The sequence below is a fragment of the Haloplanus sp. GCM10025708 genome (assembly GCF_042663985.1).
GTDB classification, from domain to species: Archaea; Halobacteriota; Halobacteria; order Halobacteriales; family Haloferacaceae; genus Salinirarus; species Salinirarus marinus.
The window spans coordinates 1238044-1255245 of the sequence record NZ_JBHSZA010000011.1 but is presented as its reverse complement, the minus strand read 5'-3'; the positions used below and the strand labels follow the sequence as shown (position 1 = coordinate 1255245).

Below are 17202 nucleotides of genomic sequence, written 5' to 3'. Positions count from 1 at the left end.
TCGGTCGGTCAACGAGTGGTAGATGACGACACAGAGCGATTCGCGGCCCGCGTTCCGGGCCCGCCCCGCGGCCGGGGGACGATGAGCGACGTCGGGGTCGGCACGGGGGACGGCCCCGTGCGGCGACTCGCGGAGTGGGGCGCGCGGCGCGACTCGCTCCCGACGTCGCTCCGGGCGGTCCTGGGCTACTACGCCGCCACTGGCGAGTTCGACTCCCAGGCCGTCCTGCTCAAACGCCGGGTCGACGAGACGATGGATCGCCTCCTCGCGGACCTCTACGAAACCGTCGAGACGGCTCTCGAAGCCGAGTTCGACGTCGCGGCGGCGACGTTTCGCTACGAGACGAAACTGACGCTCCCGGCGGAGCTGACGCTCGGCTACCTCTACCGACAGGCGACCGAGCGGGCGACGGGACGCTTCGACCCGGTGACGGGGACGCGGAGCCGGCTGTTCGGGCTCGGCGGCGACACGGCCAACCGGACGCCGCCGCCGAACCTCTCGGCGACGAACCGGGAGGCCGTCGCGTTCGTCGACCGCGCCGAGGGCGTGACGGACCTCATCGTGAAGGCCCTCCTCGACGGCGACATGCGCGACGCCATCAACGACGCCGAGTTCGAGGACTTCGAAGTGAACGACGAACTGTCGCGGGCGGCGTCGATCCAGCGCGTCGCCGAAGTGGCCCAGGAGACGCTCCGGGCCGAGACGGAGCGCCTGTTCGATCGCTACCCCGACGAGGTGCGTGCGGCCTACGACCGGGCGGTCGACATCTCCGAATCCCACCAGGACGAGGACGACGCGTTCCGGGCGACGCTCCGGGACGCCCGCGCCGGTGAGCCGGGGCTCGCGACGAGATCGAGTCGGCGTACAAGCACGCCTCGTTCCCCGGCGACGACCACCCGTTCACCGACGAGGAACGCGACGTGCCGTATCTCAAAACCCAGTACGACCGGGTGGGCGTCATCTACGACGGCATGATCGACATGTACCGCGGTGCGGGGTTCGACATCCCGACGGCGTTCGAGAAGTCCGTCGTCCTGGCGATCGTCGGGGCGCAGATCTGGCTCGACGACGTCGACGACTACCGCGACGACTACGAGGAGGGTCAGCTGACCCCGTCACGGCCGAGTACGTCCTCTCGCCGGACGACCGGACGGCCTACGAGAACGTCGTCGACATCTCCGAACGGTACTTCGAGCTGGCGGTGGCGTACGCTACCGAAGCCGGGTCGCCGCTCAACGGGATCGCCATCGAGTACATCGTCCGCTCCGGTGACCCGACGATCCTCCCCGGTAGCGACGGGTGATCACCCGGCTCCGCCAGCGCCAGCGCCGCCGGCGTACATCCGTCCTTCCTCTTCGACCGCGTCCGTCCCGCAGCTCTCGCAGGCCGCGTCGGACGGCGCGTCGCTCGTCGTGAACGTCGTGTCACACTCCGTACACCGGTAGTCGTACAGCACTGTCTCCTCCGTATCCGGAGCGAGCATGTCCTTGACTTTGTCTAGCACGCCCATGGCACTCCCCTCCACGCTCTCGTAGGGGACGTTCACTGTTAATCGTTATCGTTATTTCGGCGTCGGAGCGACCCGATGGCTTTTGGCGGTGGTCGCCCAACGACTGGGTGGCGCAACTGCGCCGGTTCCCATGCCCGAGATAGAACTCAGCGACGAACTCGTACGCCGACTCGACAGCCATCGAGAAGCGGACGAAACCTACGAGGACCTCATCTCCGAGCTCGTCTCAATGTACGAGAGTGAGGGCCGCTTCCTACAGGAAGGCTACTCGGAGGACTGACGAGGACGACGCGCGCGGACGGTCGAGCGGCCGTCAGGCGTTAGTCCGCCACGACACTTCGACGTCGCCCTGTCGGTAGCTCTGGGACCACTCGACGACGACGTCCGCGACAGCGGAGCCGTCGGGAACGGCGAACGCGAGCGGTTCCTGATAGATGGTCCGTCCGTCGAGAGAGACGCTGTGGTATCGGTCGGTCGCCGGGCCCACGGGCTGTGGGACGAACGTCTCGTCGCCGACGGTGAGAGAAAAGGTGTCGGCGGTCGGGATCTGCTGAGCGGACTGTCCGTAGTTCCGTACGCGAACGTAGGTCGCGAGCCACGTCTTGCCGTCGGGCGCAGCGACGGGCGTCGGGGTGGCAGTCGGCGTCGGGGTGGCAGTCGGCGTCGGGGTACTGTCATCCGACTCCTCGTCTCGGGGCGGGAATTGGGATTCGAACGCGCCGCCGACGACGTTCACGCTGAGATTCGTCGGCGTCCGGTGACGGGTCCCGAACGCGACTCTCCGGGACACCGCCTCCAGCGTCCATCGCGCGTCGAGCGCGTCGAGTCGGAACTCGTAGGTCCCGAGGAAGAACTGCCTCGCGCGCGGACTGTCCCACGTGGCCGTCTCGCCGGGCGGAACGTCGATTTCGAGCGGCTGACTGATCGGTTGCCACTGGCCGTCGCCCGAGCGAACGCTGATGGGCGAGGTGAACGTCCGCCGGCGGTCGCCCGTGTTTCGAATCGTCACGTGGAACCGGTACGTCTCGTTGAGCTGGACCTGGGTCGGGATGTCGACGCCGGCGAATTCGAAGGTGCCGGTGTCCCCGCCGGAAGCGGTGCCCGCGGTGGGCGTCGCCCCGTCGTCGGGTGTCGACCCGTCGGACGGCGTGTTCGAACAACCGGCGACGGACGCGAGGCCGACACCGAGCGTCGCGAGGAGTGAGCGGCGGCGCATACCGACGATAGGTGAGCGAGCCCTGGTAAAGCTGATGAGACGCGTTCGGGGACGCCGAACGGTCGGGAGCGGCGGCGACTCGGCGTTCAGTACCCGCCGTTCGGCCGTCCGTGGACGGGTGTGGCCGTCCTCCCACTCGGGCCGTGTCGCGGTCAGTCGTCCGGCCGACCGAGAACGTCGACGAGCGTGTCGAGTTCGTAGTCGTTCAGTGGTGAGGATTCGTTTTTGACCGTCGTGATGACGAACTTCGAGCTGGTGCGGTTGACGGCGTCGATGGTCTCGAAATCCCCGATCAGCTCCTCGACCATCTCGCGGTTGGCCACGTGTGAGATGACGACGAAGTCGGTGTCGCCCATGGTGAAATAGACCTGATTGACGCCCTCGACGTCAGCGAGTTTCTCGCCGACGTCGTTGTGATACCCCTCTTCGAACTCGGCCCACACCTCCGAGATGAGTGTGATAGAGAGGCCGAGTTTCCCCAGGTCGATCTCGAACAGGTCGTTTTTGATGATGCCCTCCTCTCTGAGTTGGTTGATGCGGTAGTGAACCGTCGAGGCGGGAATGTCGGTTTCCTGGTGGATCTTCTCGGGACTCCCCGTCGCTTTCTCGGTGATCGCCGCGAGGATGCGGATGTCTTTCTCGTCCATGCGTACGAAATACGTCCTCCGTTAGCGGGTCCGGTGTTAGTTCTGTCGATGGGGCGAAATACGCGGCCCGCGACGTGTGGGCCTCCAATCCGCGCGCGCTCGGCGTGCCGATTCGGCGGCGACGAGCGTCGCGTCTCCTCAGGCGTGGGTTCGGATGGCGTCGCAGACGACGTCCATGGCGATTTCCGCCTGTTCGTCCGTGAGGACCAGCGGCGGGATCAGACGGAGGACGTTGCTACGGCGACCCGCAGACCACACGAGGACGCCCGATTCGTAGCAGGTCTGCTGAATGTCCTCGACGAGTTCCTTGCCCGTGACGTCGTCGCCGTCGGTGAACTCCGCGCCGACGAACATCCCCCGTCCTCGCACGTCGCCGAGGCGGTCGGTATCGGCTCCCGCTTCGCGGACGCGCGTGCGGAGATACTCGCCGACTCTCCGGCCGTGTTCCAGCAGGTCGTTCTGCCGGATGTACTCGATCGCGCGGACGCCGGCGACCATCGCGGGGGCGTGGCCGCGATAGGTCCCGACGTGGCCGCCGGACTCCCACGTGTCGAGGTCCTCGTGGTACATCGTCCCCGAGAGGGGAGTCCGATGCCGCCGATGGCCTTCGCCATCGGCATGATGTCGGGCGTCACGTCCTCCCAGTCGCTCGCGAACCACTGGCCCGTCCGGCCGAATCCGGTCTGGATCTCGTCGACGATGAGCGGAACGTCGTGTTCGGTCGCGAGTTCCTTCAGTTCGGGCAGAAAGCCCTCCGGGGGCGTCACGATACCGCCCTCACCCTGGATCGGCTCGACCCAGATACCGGCCGGGTTCGCGACGCCGCTGTACGGGTCTTCGAGCAGTTCGCGCACGTTGTCGAGCGCGCGCGCTTTGGCCTCCGCCGGCGAGAGGTCCTGGCCGAACGGGTAGGGGTACGGCACGTGGTGGACGTCGGGCAAAAGCGGCGTGTAGTCTTTCTTGTATTTCTTCCCGGCCGTGAGGCTGAGCGCGCCGGAACTGGCACCGTGATACGCGCCGCGGAACGCGATGAGCGCGTCGCCGCCGGTGTTGTATTTCGCGAGTTTGATGGACGCCTCGATGGCGTCGCTACCGGTCGGACCGCCGAAGACGACGCGGTTGTTGTCCGGGAGCGCGCCCGGCGCGATCTCGTTTAGCTCCTCGATGAGGTCGAGACGCGCCTCCGTCGGGAAATCCACCGTGTGGACGAACTCACCCATCTGCTCTTGGACCGCTTCCAGTACGTAGGGGTTGGAGTGACCGACGTTGAGGACGCCGATCCCCGCAAACATGTCGATGAACGTGTTGCCGTCGACGTCGCGGAGCGTCGCGCCGCGCGCTTCGTCGAGCGCGATGGGGACGCTCTTCGGGTAGGCGACGGCGCTGCTGTCGATCCGCTCCTGTTTGTCGAGGAGGCGTTTCGACTTCGGGCCGGGAATCGCGGTCTCGACGTCGGGTGCGTCGGCGAAGTGAATGTCGTGAATCGACGGTTCGATGGCCATGGTACACACGCGTACCGTCGTCCACTAATACTTTGCTCTAGATCCGAGATTATGGAGTATTCCTGCACTGTAGCCGGTAATATATCGCGTCGTAGCATTTTACGCCAATACTCCCGTCGAACAAACGGACTTCGGACACTCGACAAGCGTCGGGGACCGAGAATCGAGGCGCGTCGGCGAGCGTCCCCCGTTCGGCGGCGACGACGAAAAACGTCGGAGGCGACCGTCGTGACGCACGGACGCAGTCTCCGGGACGCACGTCACTCGCCGGTGACGGGGGTCGATCCCGTCCCGCTTTCGTCGAGAGCCAGTCGCCGAACGTCGCCCCGACGACCCCGAGCGCCGCCGCCAGGCCGAACGCGAACGCGGCGACCGCCAGCGCCGCGCCGAGACCGAGGCCGACGGCCGTGACGCGGAACCACGCTGGCCCAGCGGCCCCGGTGACGGCCGCGAACAGGTCGACCAGGAGCCAGAGCGCCGGCAGCGCGCCGACGACGCCGGCCCGAGCGCCGACTCGCCGGTGGTTCGCGTCGCAGAGGTAGCCGGCGACGACGCCGCCGAACAGGATCGGGCCGAGCGAGAGCCGGTTCGCCGACTGCCAGTAGAAGCTGGCCGTCCACGGCAACGACGCGAATCCGCCGATTATCGCGTATCTCCACGAGTCGTCCGGGGGAGGGGACCAATTCGGGACACGACCGGATCGTGTGGCGTCGAACGAATAAATCTGTTGAGACGTTCGGGGCTGTGGACCCGACCCGCGTCTCCCGAATCCGGCGCATTACGAGCAGCGGCCGCGTCCGGGGAAGTTACGCTTCCGTCGCGGTCTTCGTCCGTGTGCGGCCGTCCCGATCTTCGTCCGGCCGCTTCGGCCAGTCTCTCCGACGACCGTTCGTCGTCTCCCTCGAACCCCGCCACGGCGTCGAGTCGAGCAGTCCCGCCGTCTGCGATCCGGTTCAATCTTTATGTGTGAGGCGGCCGCCAGACCATGTGGGAAAAGACACATGACGTCGAACATACAGACGCAGTTACTCGGGAGGAACGTCTCGTTCGCGGTGTCGGAGGTGTGGCTCGCCTACTGGCTTCTGTTCATGCGACTGATCGTCGGCTGGTGGCTGTTACACGCTGGGCTCGACAAGTTCCTCGCCTGGCCGTTCGACGCGAGCTGGTTCGTCGGCAACGCCGCCCAGGGGACGAGCGTCGGGCCGCTCGTGACGATGTTCAGCGACGGCGTGTTGCTCACGTTCACCAACATCGCCGTTCCCGTCGGGCAGGTGTTGATCGGACTCGGACTCGTCCTCGGTGCGCTGACGCGCCTCGCGGCCTTTTTCGGCGGATTCATGATGGTGTTTTTCTACTTCATCAACGGCGAAACCGGTGGCTGGTCCCACGGCGTCGTCACCGGGGAACTGCTCGGCATCGTCATCCTGGCCGCCATCGCGACGCTCGGTGCCGGACGCGTCCTCGGCATCGACGCGATGCTGGTTGACACGCCGTTCGTCGAACGACATCCGAAACTGCGGTACTTCATCGGCTAACGGGGGACACCATGAGTCAACTCACCACTGCGGATGAAATCGCACTGTATCTGGGCGGCGGCCTCGTCCTCCTCGGAACGGTGGGCGTCGGCCTCCTGGAGATGATCGCCGGCAGTCCACACCCCGTTTCGGGCGAGGGCCAGATCGTCCACGAGGCGCTGGTTCCCCTCCACATCAGGTCGTACATCATCCTGCTGGGACTGGCCATCTGGGGCGCGTACGCCGTCTACAAGGTGGTCGCCACGACGCCGGAGACCGGACAGACGCGGCGCACGCTCTGACCGTCAGTCCGGCGTCACGACGGCGTCGCACGCCGGACACTCGGCGTAGACGCCGCGGGAGCCGTCGGTCCGTTCGTACTCGACGAGGACGCGTTCGGCGTGGAGACGTCGCCCGCACTCCGGACAGGTGCCCGCGGTCGAGTTACCGTGAGTCATGGCTGGACGAGCGAGCGCTCATCGTCTAGTTCTGACATCTCGTTAACTAAAAGCGTTCGTCAGACGGGCGTACGACTCGCGCGTCGCCACGGGCCGTCCGTCGACGTCGCGATTCCCGGCTCTCGATCACCGGTGTCAGGTATTTTAATCCGGCCGCCGAACACGGGGTATGGCCGACTACCCGCTGAAACAGCGCTTCGTCCTCGACACGTCGACGTTTCTCACCGAGGAGATACGCCGCGAGGACGAGGATCTGGAGACGGCGCTCGTCCGGTTGCTCGACACCGTCGCCGAGGCGCGCCTGCGGCTCAACATCTCCTGTTACGTGCCGCCGTCGATCCACGACGAGCTGACGACCATGCTCCGGGACCGGGACGTCTCCGAGGAGGTGTACTCGAAGCTGAACACGTGGGTCATCAAGAAGAGCCCGGCCCATTTCGAGGTCATGATTCCGGCCGAGATCGTCTACGGATTCATCGACGAGATGAGCGACCGAGTGGACCAGGGGCTCCGCGTCGCCGAGAAGGCGGTCCGGCGCGCCGGGGAGTCCGCCGAGCAACCGGTCGACGAACACGAGTACATGACGCAGGTAGACCAGGTCGTCTCCGATCTGCGCGACGAGTACCGGCGCAAACTCCGGCAGGGCGTCCTCGACTCCTACGAGGACTTCGACCTACTCGTCCTCGCGCGCGAACTCGAGGCCGGCGTCGTCACCGAGGACCGCGGTATCATCGGATGGGCCGACGAGTTCGGCCTGCGCTATCTCAAGGGCCGCGATTTCCCGGTGTTGCTGGACGAGTATCTCCGCGCCGTCGGCACCGAGGAGTGACTCACCGGGCGCGAACGTACTTCGTCCCGCTCCAGGCCGTGACGACGACGCCGACGACGAACACGCCGAGGGCCGCCAACAGCGCCATCGGTTCGAGCGTCGCGCCGCCGAGAAACGGCCCCCGGACGATGAGATAGCCGGACGCGACGGTGACGACCAGGCCGACGAGCGTGACAGACGACAGGACGACCTCCGCGAGCGTCGCCATCAGGCGGCCTCGGTCGGTGGGGACGTCGGCGTCATCGGCGAACCCGGAAGCCGCTCTCCCCTCGGGCGGTTCGTCGTCGACGCGCACGTCCTCGACGCGAGCGGCCGGACTCCCGTCGCGACACCACTCGACCATCGACTCGACGTCGTCCTCGGCACCCTCGAAGACGGCCTCGACGCGGCCGTCGTCGAGGTTCCTGACCCACCCGTCGACGCCGCGTTCGCGGGCCGCGTCCCGCGTGTTCGCGCGGTAGTAGACGCCCTGTACCCGCCCGGAGACGAAGACGTGCGCGCGCGTTCGCTCGGACATAGACGCCCGTTGGTCGTCGCCCGGCAAAAATCCGCCCACCGAACCCGAGACGCCGGCGGTTATATGCCTCGACCCTGACGTTGGAGCATGGAACTGTTCGGGACGGCGGGGATACGCGGCGGCGTCGAGCGCGAAGTGACGCCCGAACTCGCGCTGTCGGTCGGGCGGGCGGTCGGCCGCTACGCCCGCGAGCGGGGAGAGACGGAGTTCGTCGTCGGCCGCGACGGCCGCACGACGGGGACGGCGCTGGCGGCCGCCGTGGAGGCCGGTCTGGAGTCGGCCGGCCTCGACGTGGCGCGGGCGGGCGTGGTGCCGACGCCCGCGCTCGCGTTCGCGTCGCGGGGTCGCCACGGCGTCGTGCTCACCGCCTCGCACAACCCGCCCGGCGACAACGGCATCAAGCTCTTCGCCGACGGCGTCGAGTTCGACCGGGACGCCGAACGCGCCGTCGAGGAGCGCGTCGTCGCCGGCACCGACCCGTCGCCGTGGGACGGGTGGGGCGACGCCGTCGACGAGGCGATTCTGGATCGCTACCGCGACGCCGTCGTCGACTACGCCCGGAATCGCGGCGCGCCGCTGGCGGGGCTTCCCGTCGCCGTCGACTGCGGCAACGGCGTCTCGGCGCTGGGCACGCCACAGGTCCTGCGCGCACTCGGCGCGCGCGTCGTGGCGCTCAACGCCAACGTCGACGGCCACTTCCCCGGCCGGGCGAGCAAGCCGACGCCCGAGACGCTCTCCGATCTGCGGGACTTCGTCGCCGACGGCGAGTTCGCCCTCGGCGTCGGCCACGACGGCGACGCCGACAGAATCGTGCTCGTCGACTCCGCGGGCGACGTCGTCCACGAGGACACCGTGGTGGCCATCCTCGCCGAACGGTACGTCCGCGAGAGCGACGTCGCGGACCCCGTGGTCGTGACGACGCCGAACGCCTCGGCGCGCATCGACGAGCGCGTCCGCGAAGCGGGCGGACGCGTCGAACGGGTGCGACTCGGCGCGCTCCACGAAGGCGTCGCCGCGGGCCGGGCGGCGGGCGGCGACGTCGTGTTCGCGGCCGAACCGTGGAAACACGTCCACCCCGCATTCGGTGGGTGGATAGACGGCGTCGTCAGCGCCGCCGTCCTCGCCCGCCTCGTCGCCGCCGACAGCCTCGACGCGCTGCGCGCGCCGGTGACCGAGCGCCCCTACCGGAAGGTGAGCGTCGCCTGTCCGGACGACCTGAAGGAGGCGGTGATGGATCGCCTGGAGACTGAACTGCCGGAGGCGTTCCCCGACGCGAGCGAGGACACCGAGTACGGCGTCCGCCTCGAACGGCCGGACGGGTCGTGGGTGCTGGTCCGTCCGAGCGGGACCGAACCGTACGTGCGCGTCTACGCCGAAGCGGACGACGTGGACGCGCTCGTCGCGACGGCCCGGGACGCGGTCGAGTCGGCGGTCGACGCCGCGTCTGACTGACCCGATCCAGGCGTATCCGTCGTCTCGGGAGGCGACAGAACGGGGATAAAGAGTTTTCCCGTCGGCCCCGACACTCCAACCAATGACGACCCACGAGTACGACGTCGCCGTCGTCGGGGCGGGGACCGCGGGGTGTTACGCTGCGGCCACCGCGGCACGCGAAGGGCTGGACGTCGTCGTTATCGAGCGAAAGACCGAACAGGAGGCCGGTCACATCGCCTGCGGCGACGCCCTGAAGGGCGCGGACGCCTTCCCGGACGCCATCCCGAAGTCACAGATCGAGCCCTCGTTTACGAACACGGGCGTCGATCACGGCCGCTTCGAGATCCCGCAGCACGACACCGTCCTCGAAATCCCGATCCCGGGTGAACTCGCCGTCATCGACCGCTTCGACTACGGCAAGCGCCTCATCGAAGGGGCCGACCGGGCGGGCGCGGAGTTCCACTACGACACCGTCGTCCAGGACGTGAACCAGGACGACGACGGGCACGTCCGCGGCGTCCGCGCGCGACGGAAGGGCAACCCCGTCGAGTATCGCGCCACCGTCACCGTCGACGCCGCGGGATCGCTCTCGCTCCTGCAGGACAAGGCCGACTTCTCGGCGGCGACCTTCGACACCAACGTCTCCTACTCGCAGTTCTGTTCGGCCTACCGCGAAATCGTCGAAGTGCCCGAGGAAGTCGAGTGGAAGGACGCCCTCGTCTTCAAGCCGACCAAGCGAGCCGCGGGCTATCTCTGGTACTTCCCGCGCACGGGCACGGAGATCAACGCCGGTCTCGGCTTCCAGATGAACGAACAGCCGATGAAACTCGTCGAGGACCTCAGACGCGACCTGCGGAATCGCGCGGAGTTCGCGGACGCGACGGTGAAAGACAAACTCGGCGCGGCGCTGCCGACGCGCCGCCCCTACGATTCGGCCGTCGCTCCCGGGTTCGTCGCCGCCGGCGACGCGGCGGGACACGTCAACCCCACGACGGGCGGCGGCATCGCGGGCGCGGCCTACGCCGGTCAGTACGCCGCCGAACGCGCCGTCCGCGCCGTCGAGACGGGCGATCCGAGCGAGGAAACACTCTGGAAATACAACGAGCGCGTGATGGACCACTTCGGGACGCGCTACGCCGGCCTCGACGTCTACAACGTCCTCTCGACTGCCGTCGACGTCGACGACCTGATGGGGCTGTTGGCCGCCCTGCCGGGCGAGAAACTCGCCGAGGCGCTGTATTCGGGGTCGACCCAGATGAGCCTCCTGCTCAAACTCCAGAGCGCGATCAAGAGCTTCGGCTACTGGCGGACCATCTGGACGTTCTACGAGACGAAACAGCTCGCCGAGGAGCTGATGGATCACTACGGGCGCTACCCCGACTCGCCGTCGGCCCTCGACGGCTGGCAGTCCGAGCGCGACGAGTTGATGGACCGCATCTACGAGACGACGGGCGCAGAGCCTAAATACCAGGGCCGTCGCCGTCCGATCTCTTCGACCGCCGTCGCGAGCACGTCGACGCCGATCGACAGCGACGCCTCGTCCACGTCGAACGTCGGCGTGTGGTGGCCGCCGGGGTGGTCGGTGCCGACGCAGACGTACGCCGCGAGGCCGCCGTTTTCCTGTACCTTGTTCATCAGGTACGTCGCGTCCTCGCTGCCGCCGAGTTCGTCGCGCCGGGTCACCGTGTCGACGCCGTCGGTCACCTCGGCCGCGTCGGCGACGACGGCGACGAGTTCCTCGTCGCTCTCGCCACTCGGCGCGCGTCCCACCTGCGTCACCGCCACCTCGCAGTCGTGCATCGCGGCGGCGTGGTCGACGACGCGTCGCGCGCGGTCGTCGACGTACTCCATCAACTCGGTCGTCTCGCCGCGCACCTCGGCGTCGACGAAGGCCTCCTCGGGGACGATGTTGCTGGCGGTGCCCCCGCCAACCCGACCGGCGTTGACGCGCGTCGCGCCGTCGGCGTGGCGCGGAATCGCGTAGAGGTTCTGGACGGCCGCGGCCATCGCCTGGACGGCGTTGCGCCCGCGTTCGGGATGACCGCCGGCGTGGGCCGCCTCGCCGGTGAAGTCGGCCCGGAACTGACTCACCGCGAGAAATCCGCCGATGCCGGCGACCACTTCGCCCGTCGGATGGTCGAGGCCGACGTGCACGGCCAGGAGGAGTCCACGTCGTCGAGGTGGCCGCCCTCGGCCATCGATCTCCCGCCGGCGACCATCTCCTCGCCGGGCTGGAAAAAGACCTTCAGCGTCCCCGAGAAGTCGCTCTCCGCGACGGCGTCGAGGACTCCGACGCCGATAGCGGCGTGGGCGTCGTGCCCGCAGGCGTGCATGTATCCCTCGTTCGCCGAGCGAAAGCCCTCCGCGGCGGGTCGGTGGTCGTCGGCGTCGGATTCGGTGATCGGCAGGCCGTCGATGTCGACCCGGAGGCCGACGGTGGGTCCCTCGCCGCGGCGGAGGACGGCCACTGCGCCGGTGTTGCCGCCGCGTAGTCGGTCGAGGAGGTCGGCGCGGGCCCCCGCTTCCCGCGCGCGGTCGTACCACTCGTCGAGTTCCGCCTCGTCGGGGACGGCCGTCCGGTCCTCGCCCAGCACTTCGGGGCCGACGTGGAGTTCGTCCACCGTGCGCGTCTCCAGTTCGTCGACGATGCGGGCGGTGGTGTAGAACTCGCGCCACGCGGGTTCCGGGTGGCGGTGGAGGTCGCGTCGGAGTTCGACCAGCGTGTCGTGCATACGGACGCCGACGCCGGCCACCGCAATAACGATGGGCCACGCGGCATCCGAACTGTCGCACGGGAACGACTGTGGCGTGCGAACGCGGACGCCCACGAGGACACCGGCACGACTCCCGGCGTTCGCCGGCGGCCGTAAGGTCGGCAAAAGGCTCCTCGAACGGTCGCAGGCTGGTTCTGTCGGTGGCCGAGCGGTTTCTTCTGGTCGACTTCGATCTCGACGTGGACGCTCTCGGGGAACTCCCGCTGGGCGATGCGGCGCGCGACGGCCTCGTTACCGTGGATTTCGAGGCGGCGAGAGTAGACGGTGTACGTCCACGGGGAGTACTCGTCGCCCGGGGCGAGATTCCGGTACTGCGGGGCGCGGACGTGGTCCGGTTGCGCGGAGTGTGGGCCGGTACACTCGGCACCTTTCCGTTCGACCGCCCGTTTCAGGTCCGACACCAGGTCGTCGAGGACCGCTCGGTCCCCGCTCTGGAAACTGAGTTTTGTGACGAAGGTCATGGCTGGGGCTTGTGACAACGTGCGCGCCGCAGGCAGAAAAACGCATCTACCGAGCTGAGCCGCACTCTCCGATATTCTCTTTACCCGTGACCGATTACAACGCCCAATGACGGTCGAAGCGACCAGCGCTGGAGCCATCCTCTTCCGCGACACCCGCGGCCATCGGGAGTACTTGCTCCTGAAGAGCCGACCGGGGACTGGGAGTTCCCCAAAGGCGGGGTCGAAGGCGACGAGGAGCTCCAGCAGACGGCGATTCGAGAAGTGACTGAAGAGGCCGGTATCGAGGATTTCAGACTCATCGACGGCTTCCGAGAGGAGTACGACTACGTCTTCGAAGCGGGCGGCAAGACCATCCACAAGACGGTACATCTGTTCATCGCCCGGTCGTTCGAGGCGAGCGCGGAACTGTCGAACGAACACCGCGACCTGCAGTGGCGCGACTACGAACAGGCGGTCAACACCATCACGCAGGACGGCCCGCGGGACATCCTCCGGGAGGCCCACGACTACCTCGACGACCTGGTCGACGGCGAGGAGCAGAGCCGGTCGTATCTCGCCCAGGGCACCGATACGGTTTAGCGACGTGGCTCCCGAAGTGGGGCCGTGAGCGACGGCGCTCCCTACCCCGGCGGCACCGAGTTCGGCTTCGAGCTGCTGACCTGCCGGTGGGCCGAACGCGCGTGGCCGCCGACCGACGAGGGCGACGGCGTCCCCGTGGTCGCCCGCCAACTCGGCACGAAACGGCGGCGCTGGGACACCATCGTCGTCGAAGCCGACCCCGAGGGGCTGGCCGCTCGCCGCGAGTTCGGCGCGCGGGCCCTCGACTCCGACCTCCTCCACGTCGTGCGCAACGCGCCCGCCGAGTGGGCGTGGTATCGCGACGCCCTCCCCGACCCGGGCTACCCCTGGCGGTACGTCCGTGCGGCGGTCCACCGCGCCGACGCCCGCGGCGTCGTGGAGACGCGACGCGACGGCAACCGCGTCCAGATTCGACGGGTCGCCCCCTATCCCGACTGGGTGAACCGCCTCGTCGCCGTCGAGAACAAACCGGACCTCGACGCGTCGGCGGCGCGCGCGCTCGGCGACCAGTTGCGACACGACGTCGACGCGGGTCTGGCCGACGAGGTGTGGGTAGCGACGGCGGCGACCGGCGACACCGTCGAACCCGCGCTGCTGGAGGACGTCCCCGTCGAGGTGGGCGTGTTGACGCTCTCGTTCGGCGACCGGACGACGGCCGAGGTGGCGTGGTATCCGAGTCGGCTCGACCCGCCGAGCGAGGGCGATGGCGCGGCTAAACGCCTCGAAATCGCCGAACGGGCGTACGGTTCCGGATGGCGGTCGTACGTCGAGACGATGCGTCCCGACTGTCGGTACTTCGAACTCCGGCGCGAGGGAGCGGCGCTGGTGCCGTGGTGCGCGTCGAAGGCGTGTCACCAGACGGGAGCGGAGTGTGCCGGATCGTGTCCGGCGTTCGAACCCGAACCGCCGTCGTGGCGGACGCGCGGGTGGCCCGTCGAGGGCGGACCGGGAAAGGGCATCAGCCGACTGCTGGAGCGACGGCGCGAGCGTCGGCGGTAGGCTACTGGCCTTCGAGTTCCTCGTCTAACTCCGCGTCGTCTCTAGCTCCTCCGTCGCTCGCCCGCCGTCGGCGGCGTCCTGTCAGTCGCTCGCGGAATTCGTCGTCTCCGGCGCGTCGACGCGTTCGACGTCGACGTCGTCGCGGTCGACGGACAGTTTGAACGTCGGGACGGCTCGGTAGACGACGTCGACGACGCCCTTGCGCCGGAGGCTCTGGAGGGCGCGCCGGACGTCGTCGGCAGTCGGATCGACGTCGAACTGCGCTCGCACCTTGTGGAGGACGCTCACGACGGACTCGGATCGGTCGTCCGGGCCGGCGAGGACGTCGAACACCTGCGCTTCGAGTTCGGGGACGCGGATGATCTGCGGCCCCGACTCGCCCCCGCCTTCGACGCCGGGTTCCACGTCGACGAGGCCGGCCGCCTCGGACGTCGCGCGGATGTAGCTGTCGTCGTCGCGGTAGTAGTAGTCCTTGAGGTGGTTCTCGAGATACTGGTGGACCTCGCTCCCGCTCTCGAGACCCCAGCTATCCTGTAGTTCCCGGTTTTTCGTCGGCTGTAGTCGGACGACGTCGGCGAGTCGCTCGCGCTCCTCCTCGGTGAGCGTCATCGGCGGAGAGTTCGGACAGCATCCATATGCGTGTTCTGGAAGACGGACGGACCGACCGTCGCGCTGCAGTACAGTTAACACGCTGGCTGTCGTCGACCCGGCGTATGTCCTGGAACACGGTGACACTCGACGTCGACGACGGCGTGGCGACGCTGACCGTCGACCGTCCGGACGCGCTGAACGCGATGAACAGGGAGACGCTCGGCGAACTCGACGAGGCCATCGACGAGGCGAAAGCCGAGGACGCCCCGGTGCTCGTCCTCACGGGCGCGGGCGACGACGCGTTCATCGCGGGCGCGGACATCTCCTACATGAAAGACATCGACACGCCGGAGGCGCAGGCGTACGCGGAACGCGGCCAGCGCATCGTCCGCGACCTCTACGAGTACCCCGGCGTCACCGTCGCCGCCATCAACGGCTACGCCTTCGGCGGCGGCTGTGAGTTCGCGCTGGCCTGTGACCTCCGCGTCGCGAGCGAACGCGCCGTCATCGGCCAGACCGAGATTGATCTCGGCATCATTCCGGGCTGGGGCGGCACGCAGCTCCTCCAGCAACTGGTCTCGGACGAAGTCGCCCGCCGTCTCGTCTTCTTCGGCGAGCGCATCGACGCACAGGATGCCCACGAGTACGGTCTCGTCGGCGAAGTCGTCGCCCACGACGAACTGTACGACCACGTCGACGAGATGGCGCGCGAACTCGCCGAGAAGCCGAGCTACGCCCTCGCCGCCGCGAAGGAGGCCCTGAACGTGTACCACGAAGCCGATCAGAGCGCGGGGCTCGCCTTCGAGCGCCGGACGTGGAGCGGGCTGTTCGGCACGCCCGACCAGCGCGAGGGGATGGAGGCGTTCGTTGAGAAGCGCGACCCCGACTTCGAGTAGTCAGTCCTGCGGCGCGGTGGGTGCTGTGCCGGCGCGTCCCTCGCGCGTCTCTTCGACCTGCGTGGCGACGAGTCCCAGCGACAGCACCGCGAGGACGCCGCCCGCGAGGAAGGGAACGGCGAAGCCGAACCGTTCGAGAAAGCCCGACGCGAGCGGACCGATGGCGATTCCGAGGCCGAACGCCATCGTCAGCACGGAGAGCGTCGTCCCCGACTCCCCTCGCGAGCGAGGTCGCCGGCGACGGCGAGGAGGGGGCGAACACCATGGCGACGGCGATGCCGAGGACGAACCTCGTGAGCACCATCAGCCACGGATCGAGGACGTACCCCTGTGCGATCGTCGCCGGAACCAGCAGCGCGAACCCGCCGAGCAGGAAGGGCCGTCGGCCGTAAGCGTCGCTCCCGCGACCGATGGGGATCTGGAAGACGACGTTGGCGATGGTCACCGCGCCGAACTGGATGCCGAAGAGGAAGGTCCCCTGATCGAGGCGGGCGTTGATCTGCCCTTCGAGCGTGGCGAACATGGCGATACAGATCCCCATCGCCACCGTCCCGACGCCGAGCGCGAACACGGGGTCGAGCAGTTTCTCGCCCGGGCCGCGGACGGCGATAGAGAGGTCGTCGCCGGCCGACGTCTCGGGCCGTTCCGGGTCGGAGACGAGCAGCGTGACGAGGGCGAAACTCGCGAACGCGCCGACGACGGCGACGGCGAAGGCGGCGTTGAAGCCCCACGTCTCGACGACGACGCCGGCGACGATCGGGCCGAAGCCGAAGCCGATCAGGCGGAACGTGTTGAACACGCCGAAGTTGTTGCCGCGGGTCGAGGTGGTCGCGAGTTCGTTCACCAGCGCGACCGTACAGGGAATGGTGAAGGCCGCGCCGACGCCCTGGAGGACGCGCAACAGCAGGACGGCCCAGTACGACGAGGCGAACGCGTAAGCACCGCTGGCGGCTCCGAGGAGGGCCAGTCCGAACAGGATGTAGATCTTCCGCTTGCCGGTGCGGTCCGAGAGCCGGCCGGTGAACGGCTGGGTGAAGCTGTTGAGGAAGCCGAACATCGAGAGGACGATCCCGATGAGCAGCCACTCGGTGAGGGCGAACTCGAAGCCGAAGGCGGCGTAGGTGCCGACCAGCCCTTCGATGGGAATCCGCCCGCTGGCGATGTACAGCGGGAGGACCACGATGAGAAAGGAGTTGCCGACTGCGTCCGCCATCCGCGCGAGTGCCAGAACCAGCACTCGTCGATCGACACCGAAGGGGTTCATCGAATCCGGAT

15 protein-coding genes and 7 pseudogenes are annotated in these 17202 nt (G+C 68.1%); 10 read left to right on the top strand and 12 right to left on the bottom strand.

Going from position 1 to position 17202, the window contains the following annotated elements; translation table 11 throughout:
• Positions 1-15: 15 nt before the first annotated feature.
• Positions 16-975, top strand: coding sequence for a hypothetical protein (locus ACFQJD_RS10025; protein WP_379797962.1), 960 nt, complete (start codon positions 16-18; stop codon positions 973-975).
• 328 nt (positions 976-1303) lie between these two features.
• On the opposite strand, the gene ACFQJD_RS10020 is transcribed toward ACFQJD_RS10025, so the two are convergent.
• A complete protein-coding gene (locus ACFQJD_RS10020) occupies positions 1304-1510 on the bottom strand; it encodes a hypothetical protein (RefSeq protein WP_379797960.1) in 207 nt (68 codons plus the stop codon).
• A gap of 130 nt (positions 1511-1640) precedes the next feature.
• Between ACFQJD_RS10020 and ACFQJD_RS10015 the strand changes: the two genes are divergently transcribed.
• A complete protein-coding gene (locus ACFQJD_RS10015; RefSeq protein WP_379797958.1) occupies positions 1641-1790 on the top strand; it encodes a DUF7557 family protein in 150 nt (49 codons plus the stop codon).
• Between the two features lie 33 nt (positions 1791-1823).
• On the opposite strand, the gene ACFQJD_RS10010 is transcribed toward ACFQJD_RS10015, so the two are convergent.
• The 4 genes and pseudogenes from ACFQJD_RS10010 to ACFQJD_RS09995 form a co-directional block, all read right to left on the bottom strand.
• Complete coding sequence (locus ACFQJD_RS10010) at positions 1824-2726, bottom strand: hypothetical protein (protein ID WP_379797957.1); 903 nt, start codon at positions 2724-2726, stop codon at positions 1824-1826.
• Positions 2727-2878: 152 nt separating this feature from the next.
• Entirely contained in the window at positions 2879-3373 is a 495-nt protein-coding gene (locus tag ACFQJD_RS10005) for an Lrp/AsnC family transcriptional regulator (protein ID WP_379797955.1), read from the bottom strand.
• Between the two features lie 138 nt (positions 3374-3511).
• Positions 3512-4875 (bottom strand): annotated as a pseudogene (locus tag ACFQJD_RS10000) (aspartate aminotransferase family protein).
• 49 nt (positions 4876-4924) lie between these two features.
• Positions 4925-5521 carry a DUF5518 domain-containing protein gene (locus ACFQJD_RS09995; protein WP_379800469.1) on the bottom strand — a complete coding sequence of 199 codons (597 nt, stop codon included), beginning with the start codon at positions 5519-5521 and terminating at the stop codon, positions 4925-4927.
• A gap of 355 nt (positions 5522-5876) precedes the next feature.
• Here ACFQJD_RS09995 and ACFQJD_RS09990 point away from each other — a divergent pair, with 355 nt between their 5' ends.
• Both ACFQJD_RS09990 and ACFQJD_RS09985 read left to right on the top strand, forming a co-directional pair.
• Positions 5877-6410: a DoxX family protein gene (locus tag ACFQJD_RS09990; protein ID WP_379797953.1), complete on the top strand. Its 534-nt coding sequence runs from the start codon at positions 5877-5879 to the stop codon at positions 6408-6410.
• 11 nt (positions 6411-6421) lie between these two features.
• Positions 6422-6691, top strand: coding sequence for a hypothetical protein (locus ACFQJD_RS09985; protein ID WP_379797950.1), 270 nt, complete (start codon positions 6422-6424; stop codon positions 6689-6691).
• Positions 6692-6694: 3 nt separating this feature from the next.
• Here the strand turns inward: ACFQJD_RS09985 and ACFQJD_RS09980 are convergent, their stop codons facing one another.
• Complete coding sequence (locus tag ACFQJD_RS09980) at positions 6695-6847, bottom strand: hypothetical protein (protein ID WP_379797948.1); 153 nt, start codon at positions 6845-6847, stop codon at positions 6695-6697.
• Positions 6848-7016: 169 nt separating this feature from the next.
• On the opposite strand from ACFQJD_RS09980, the gene ACFQJD_RS09975 reads away from it, so the two are divergent.
• Positions 7017-7676, top strand: coding sequence for an RNA ligase partner protein (locus tag ACFQJD_RS09975; RefSeq protein WP_379797946.1), 660 nt, complete (start codon positions 7017-7019; stop codon positions 7674-7676).
• Position 7677: 1 nt separating this feature from the next.
• On the opposite strand, the gene ACFQJD_RS09970 is transcribed toward ACFQJD_RS09975, so the two are convergent.
• A complete protein-coding gene (locus tag ACFQJD_RS09970) occupies positions 7678-7884 on the bottom strand; it encodes a hypothetical protein (protein WP_379797944.1) in 207 nt (68 codons plus the stop codon).
• Positions 7885-7915: 31 nt separating this feature from the next.
• Positions 7916-8193 (bottom strand): annotated as a pseudogene (locus tag ACFQJD_RS09965) (acylphosphatase).
• Between the two features lie 87 nt (positions 8194-8280).
• Here ACFQJD_RS09965 and ACFQJD_RS09960 point away from each other — a divergent pair.
• Both ACFQJD_RS09960 and ACFQJD_RS09955 read left to right on the top strand, forming a co-directional pair.
• Positions 8281-9645, top strand: a complete 1365-nt coding sequence (locus ACFQJD_RS09960) for a phosphomannomutase (RefSeq protein WP_379797943.1) — start codon at positions 8281-8283, stop codon at positions 9643-9645.
• A gap of 82 nt (positions 9646-9727) precedes the next feature.
• A pseudogene (locus tag ACFQJD_RS09955) lies at positions 9728-11095 on the top strand (geranylgeranyl reductase family protein); the annotation flags it as partial.
• Here the strand turns inward: ACFQJD_RS09955 and ACFQJD_RS09950 are convergent.
• Together ACFQJD_RS09950 and ACFQJD_RS09945 are read right to left on the bottom strand one after the other, a co-directional pair.
• Positions 11065-12359 (bottom strand): annotated as a pseudogene (locus ACFQJD_RS09950) (amidohydrolase). The pseudogenes ACFQJD_RS09955 and ACFQJD_RS09950 overlap by 31 nt on opposite strands.
• Before the next feature lie 176 nt (positions 12360-12535).
• Positions 12536-12862: pseudogene (locus tag ACFQJD_RS09945) on the bottom strand (30S ribosomal protein S10); the annotation flags it as partial.
• Between the two features lie 106 nt (positions 12863-12968).
• On the opposite strand from ACFQJD_RS09945, the pseudogene ACFQJD_RS09940 reads away from it, so the two are divergent.
• Both ACFQJD_RS09940 and ACFQJD_RS09935 read left to right on the top strand, forming a co-directional pair.
• Positions 12969-13441: pseudogene (locus tag ACFQJD_RS09940) on the top strand (bis(5'-nucleosyl)-tetraphosphatase).
• 24 nt (positions 13442-13465) lie between these two features.
• The gene (locus ACFQJD_RS09935) at positions 13466-14440 is read left to right on the top strand and encodes a DUF5787 family protein (RefSeq protein ID WP_379797941.1); all 975 of its coding nucleotides are present in this window, start codon (positions 13466-13468) and stop codon (positions 14438-14440) included.
• 81 nt (positions 14441-14521) lie between these two features.
• Here ACFQJD_RS09935 and ACFQJD_RS09930 read toward each other — a convergent pair whose 3' ends face one another.
• Positions 14522-15049 (bottom strand): DUF5797 family protein, encoded by a 528-nt coding sequence (locus ACFQJD_RS09930; RefSeq protein ID WP_379797939.1) that lies wholly within the window; start codon positions 15047-15049, stop codon positions 14522-14524.
• Between the two features lie 104 nt (positions 15050-15153).
• Here ACFQJD_RS09930 and ACFQJD_RS09925 point away from each other — a divergent pair, with 104 nt between their 5' ends.
• Positions 15154-15927 (top strand): enoyl-CoA hydratase/isomerase family protein, encoded by a 774-nt coding sequence (locus tag ACFQJD_RS09925; RefSeq protein WP_379797937.1) that lies wholly within the window; start codon positions 15154-15156, stop codon positions 15925-15927.
• On the opposite strand, the pseudogene ACFQJD_RS09920 reads toward ACFQJD_RS09925, so the two are convergent.
• A pseudogene (locus ACFQJD_RS09920) lies at positions 15928-17191 on the bottom strand (MFS transporter).
• Positions 17192-17202 lie beyond the last annotated feature (11 nt).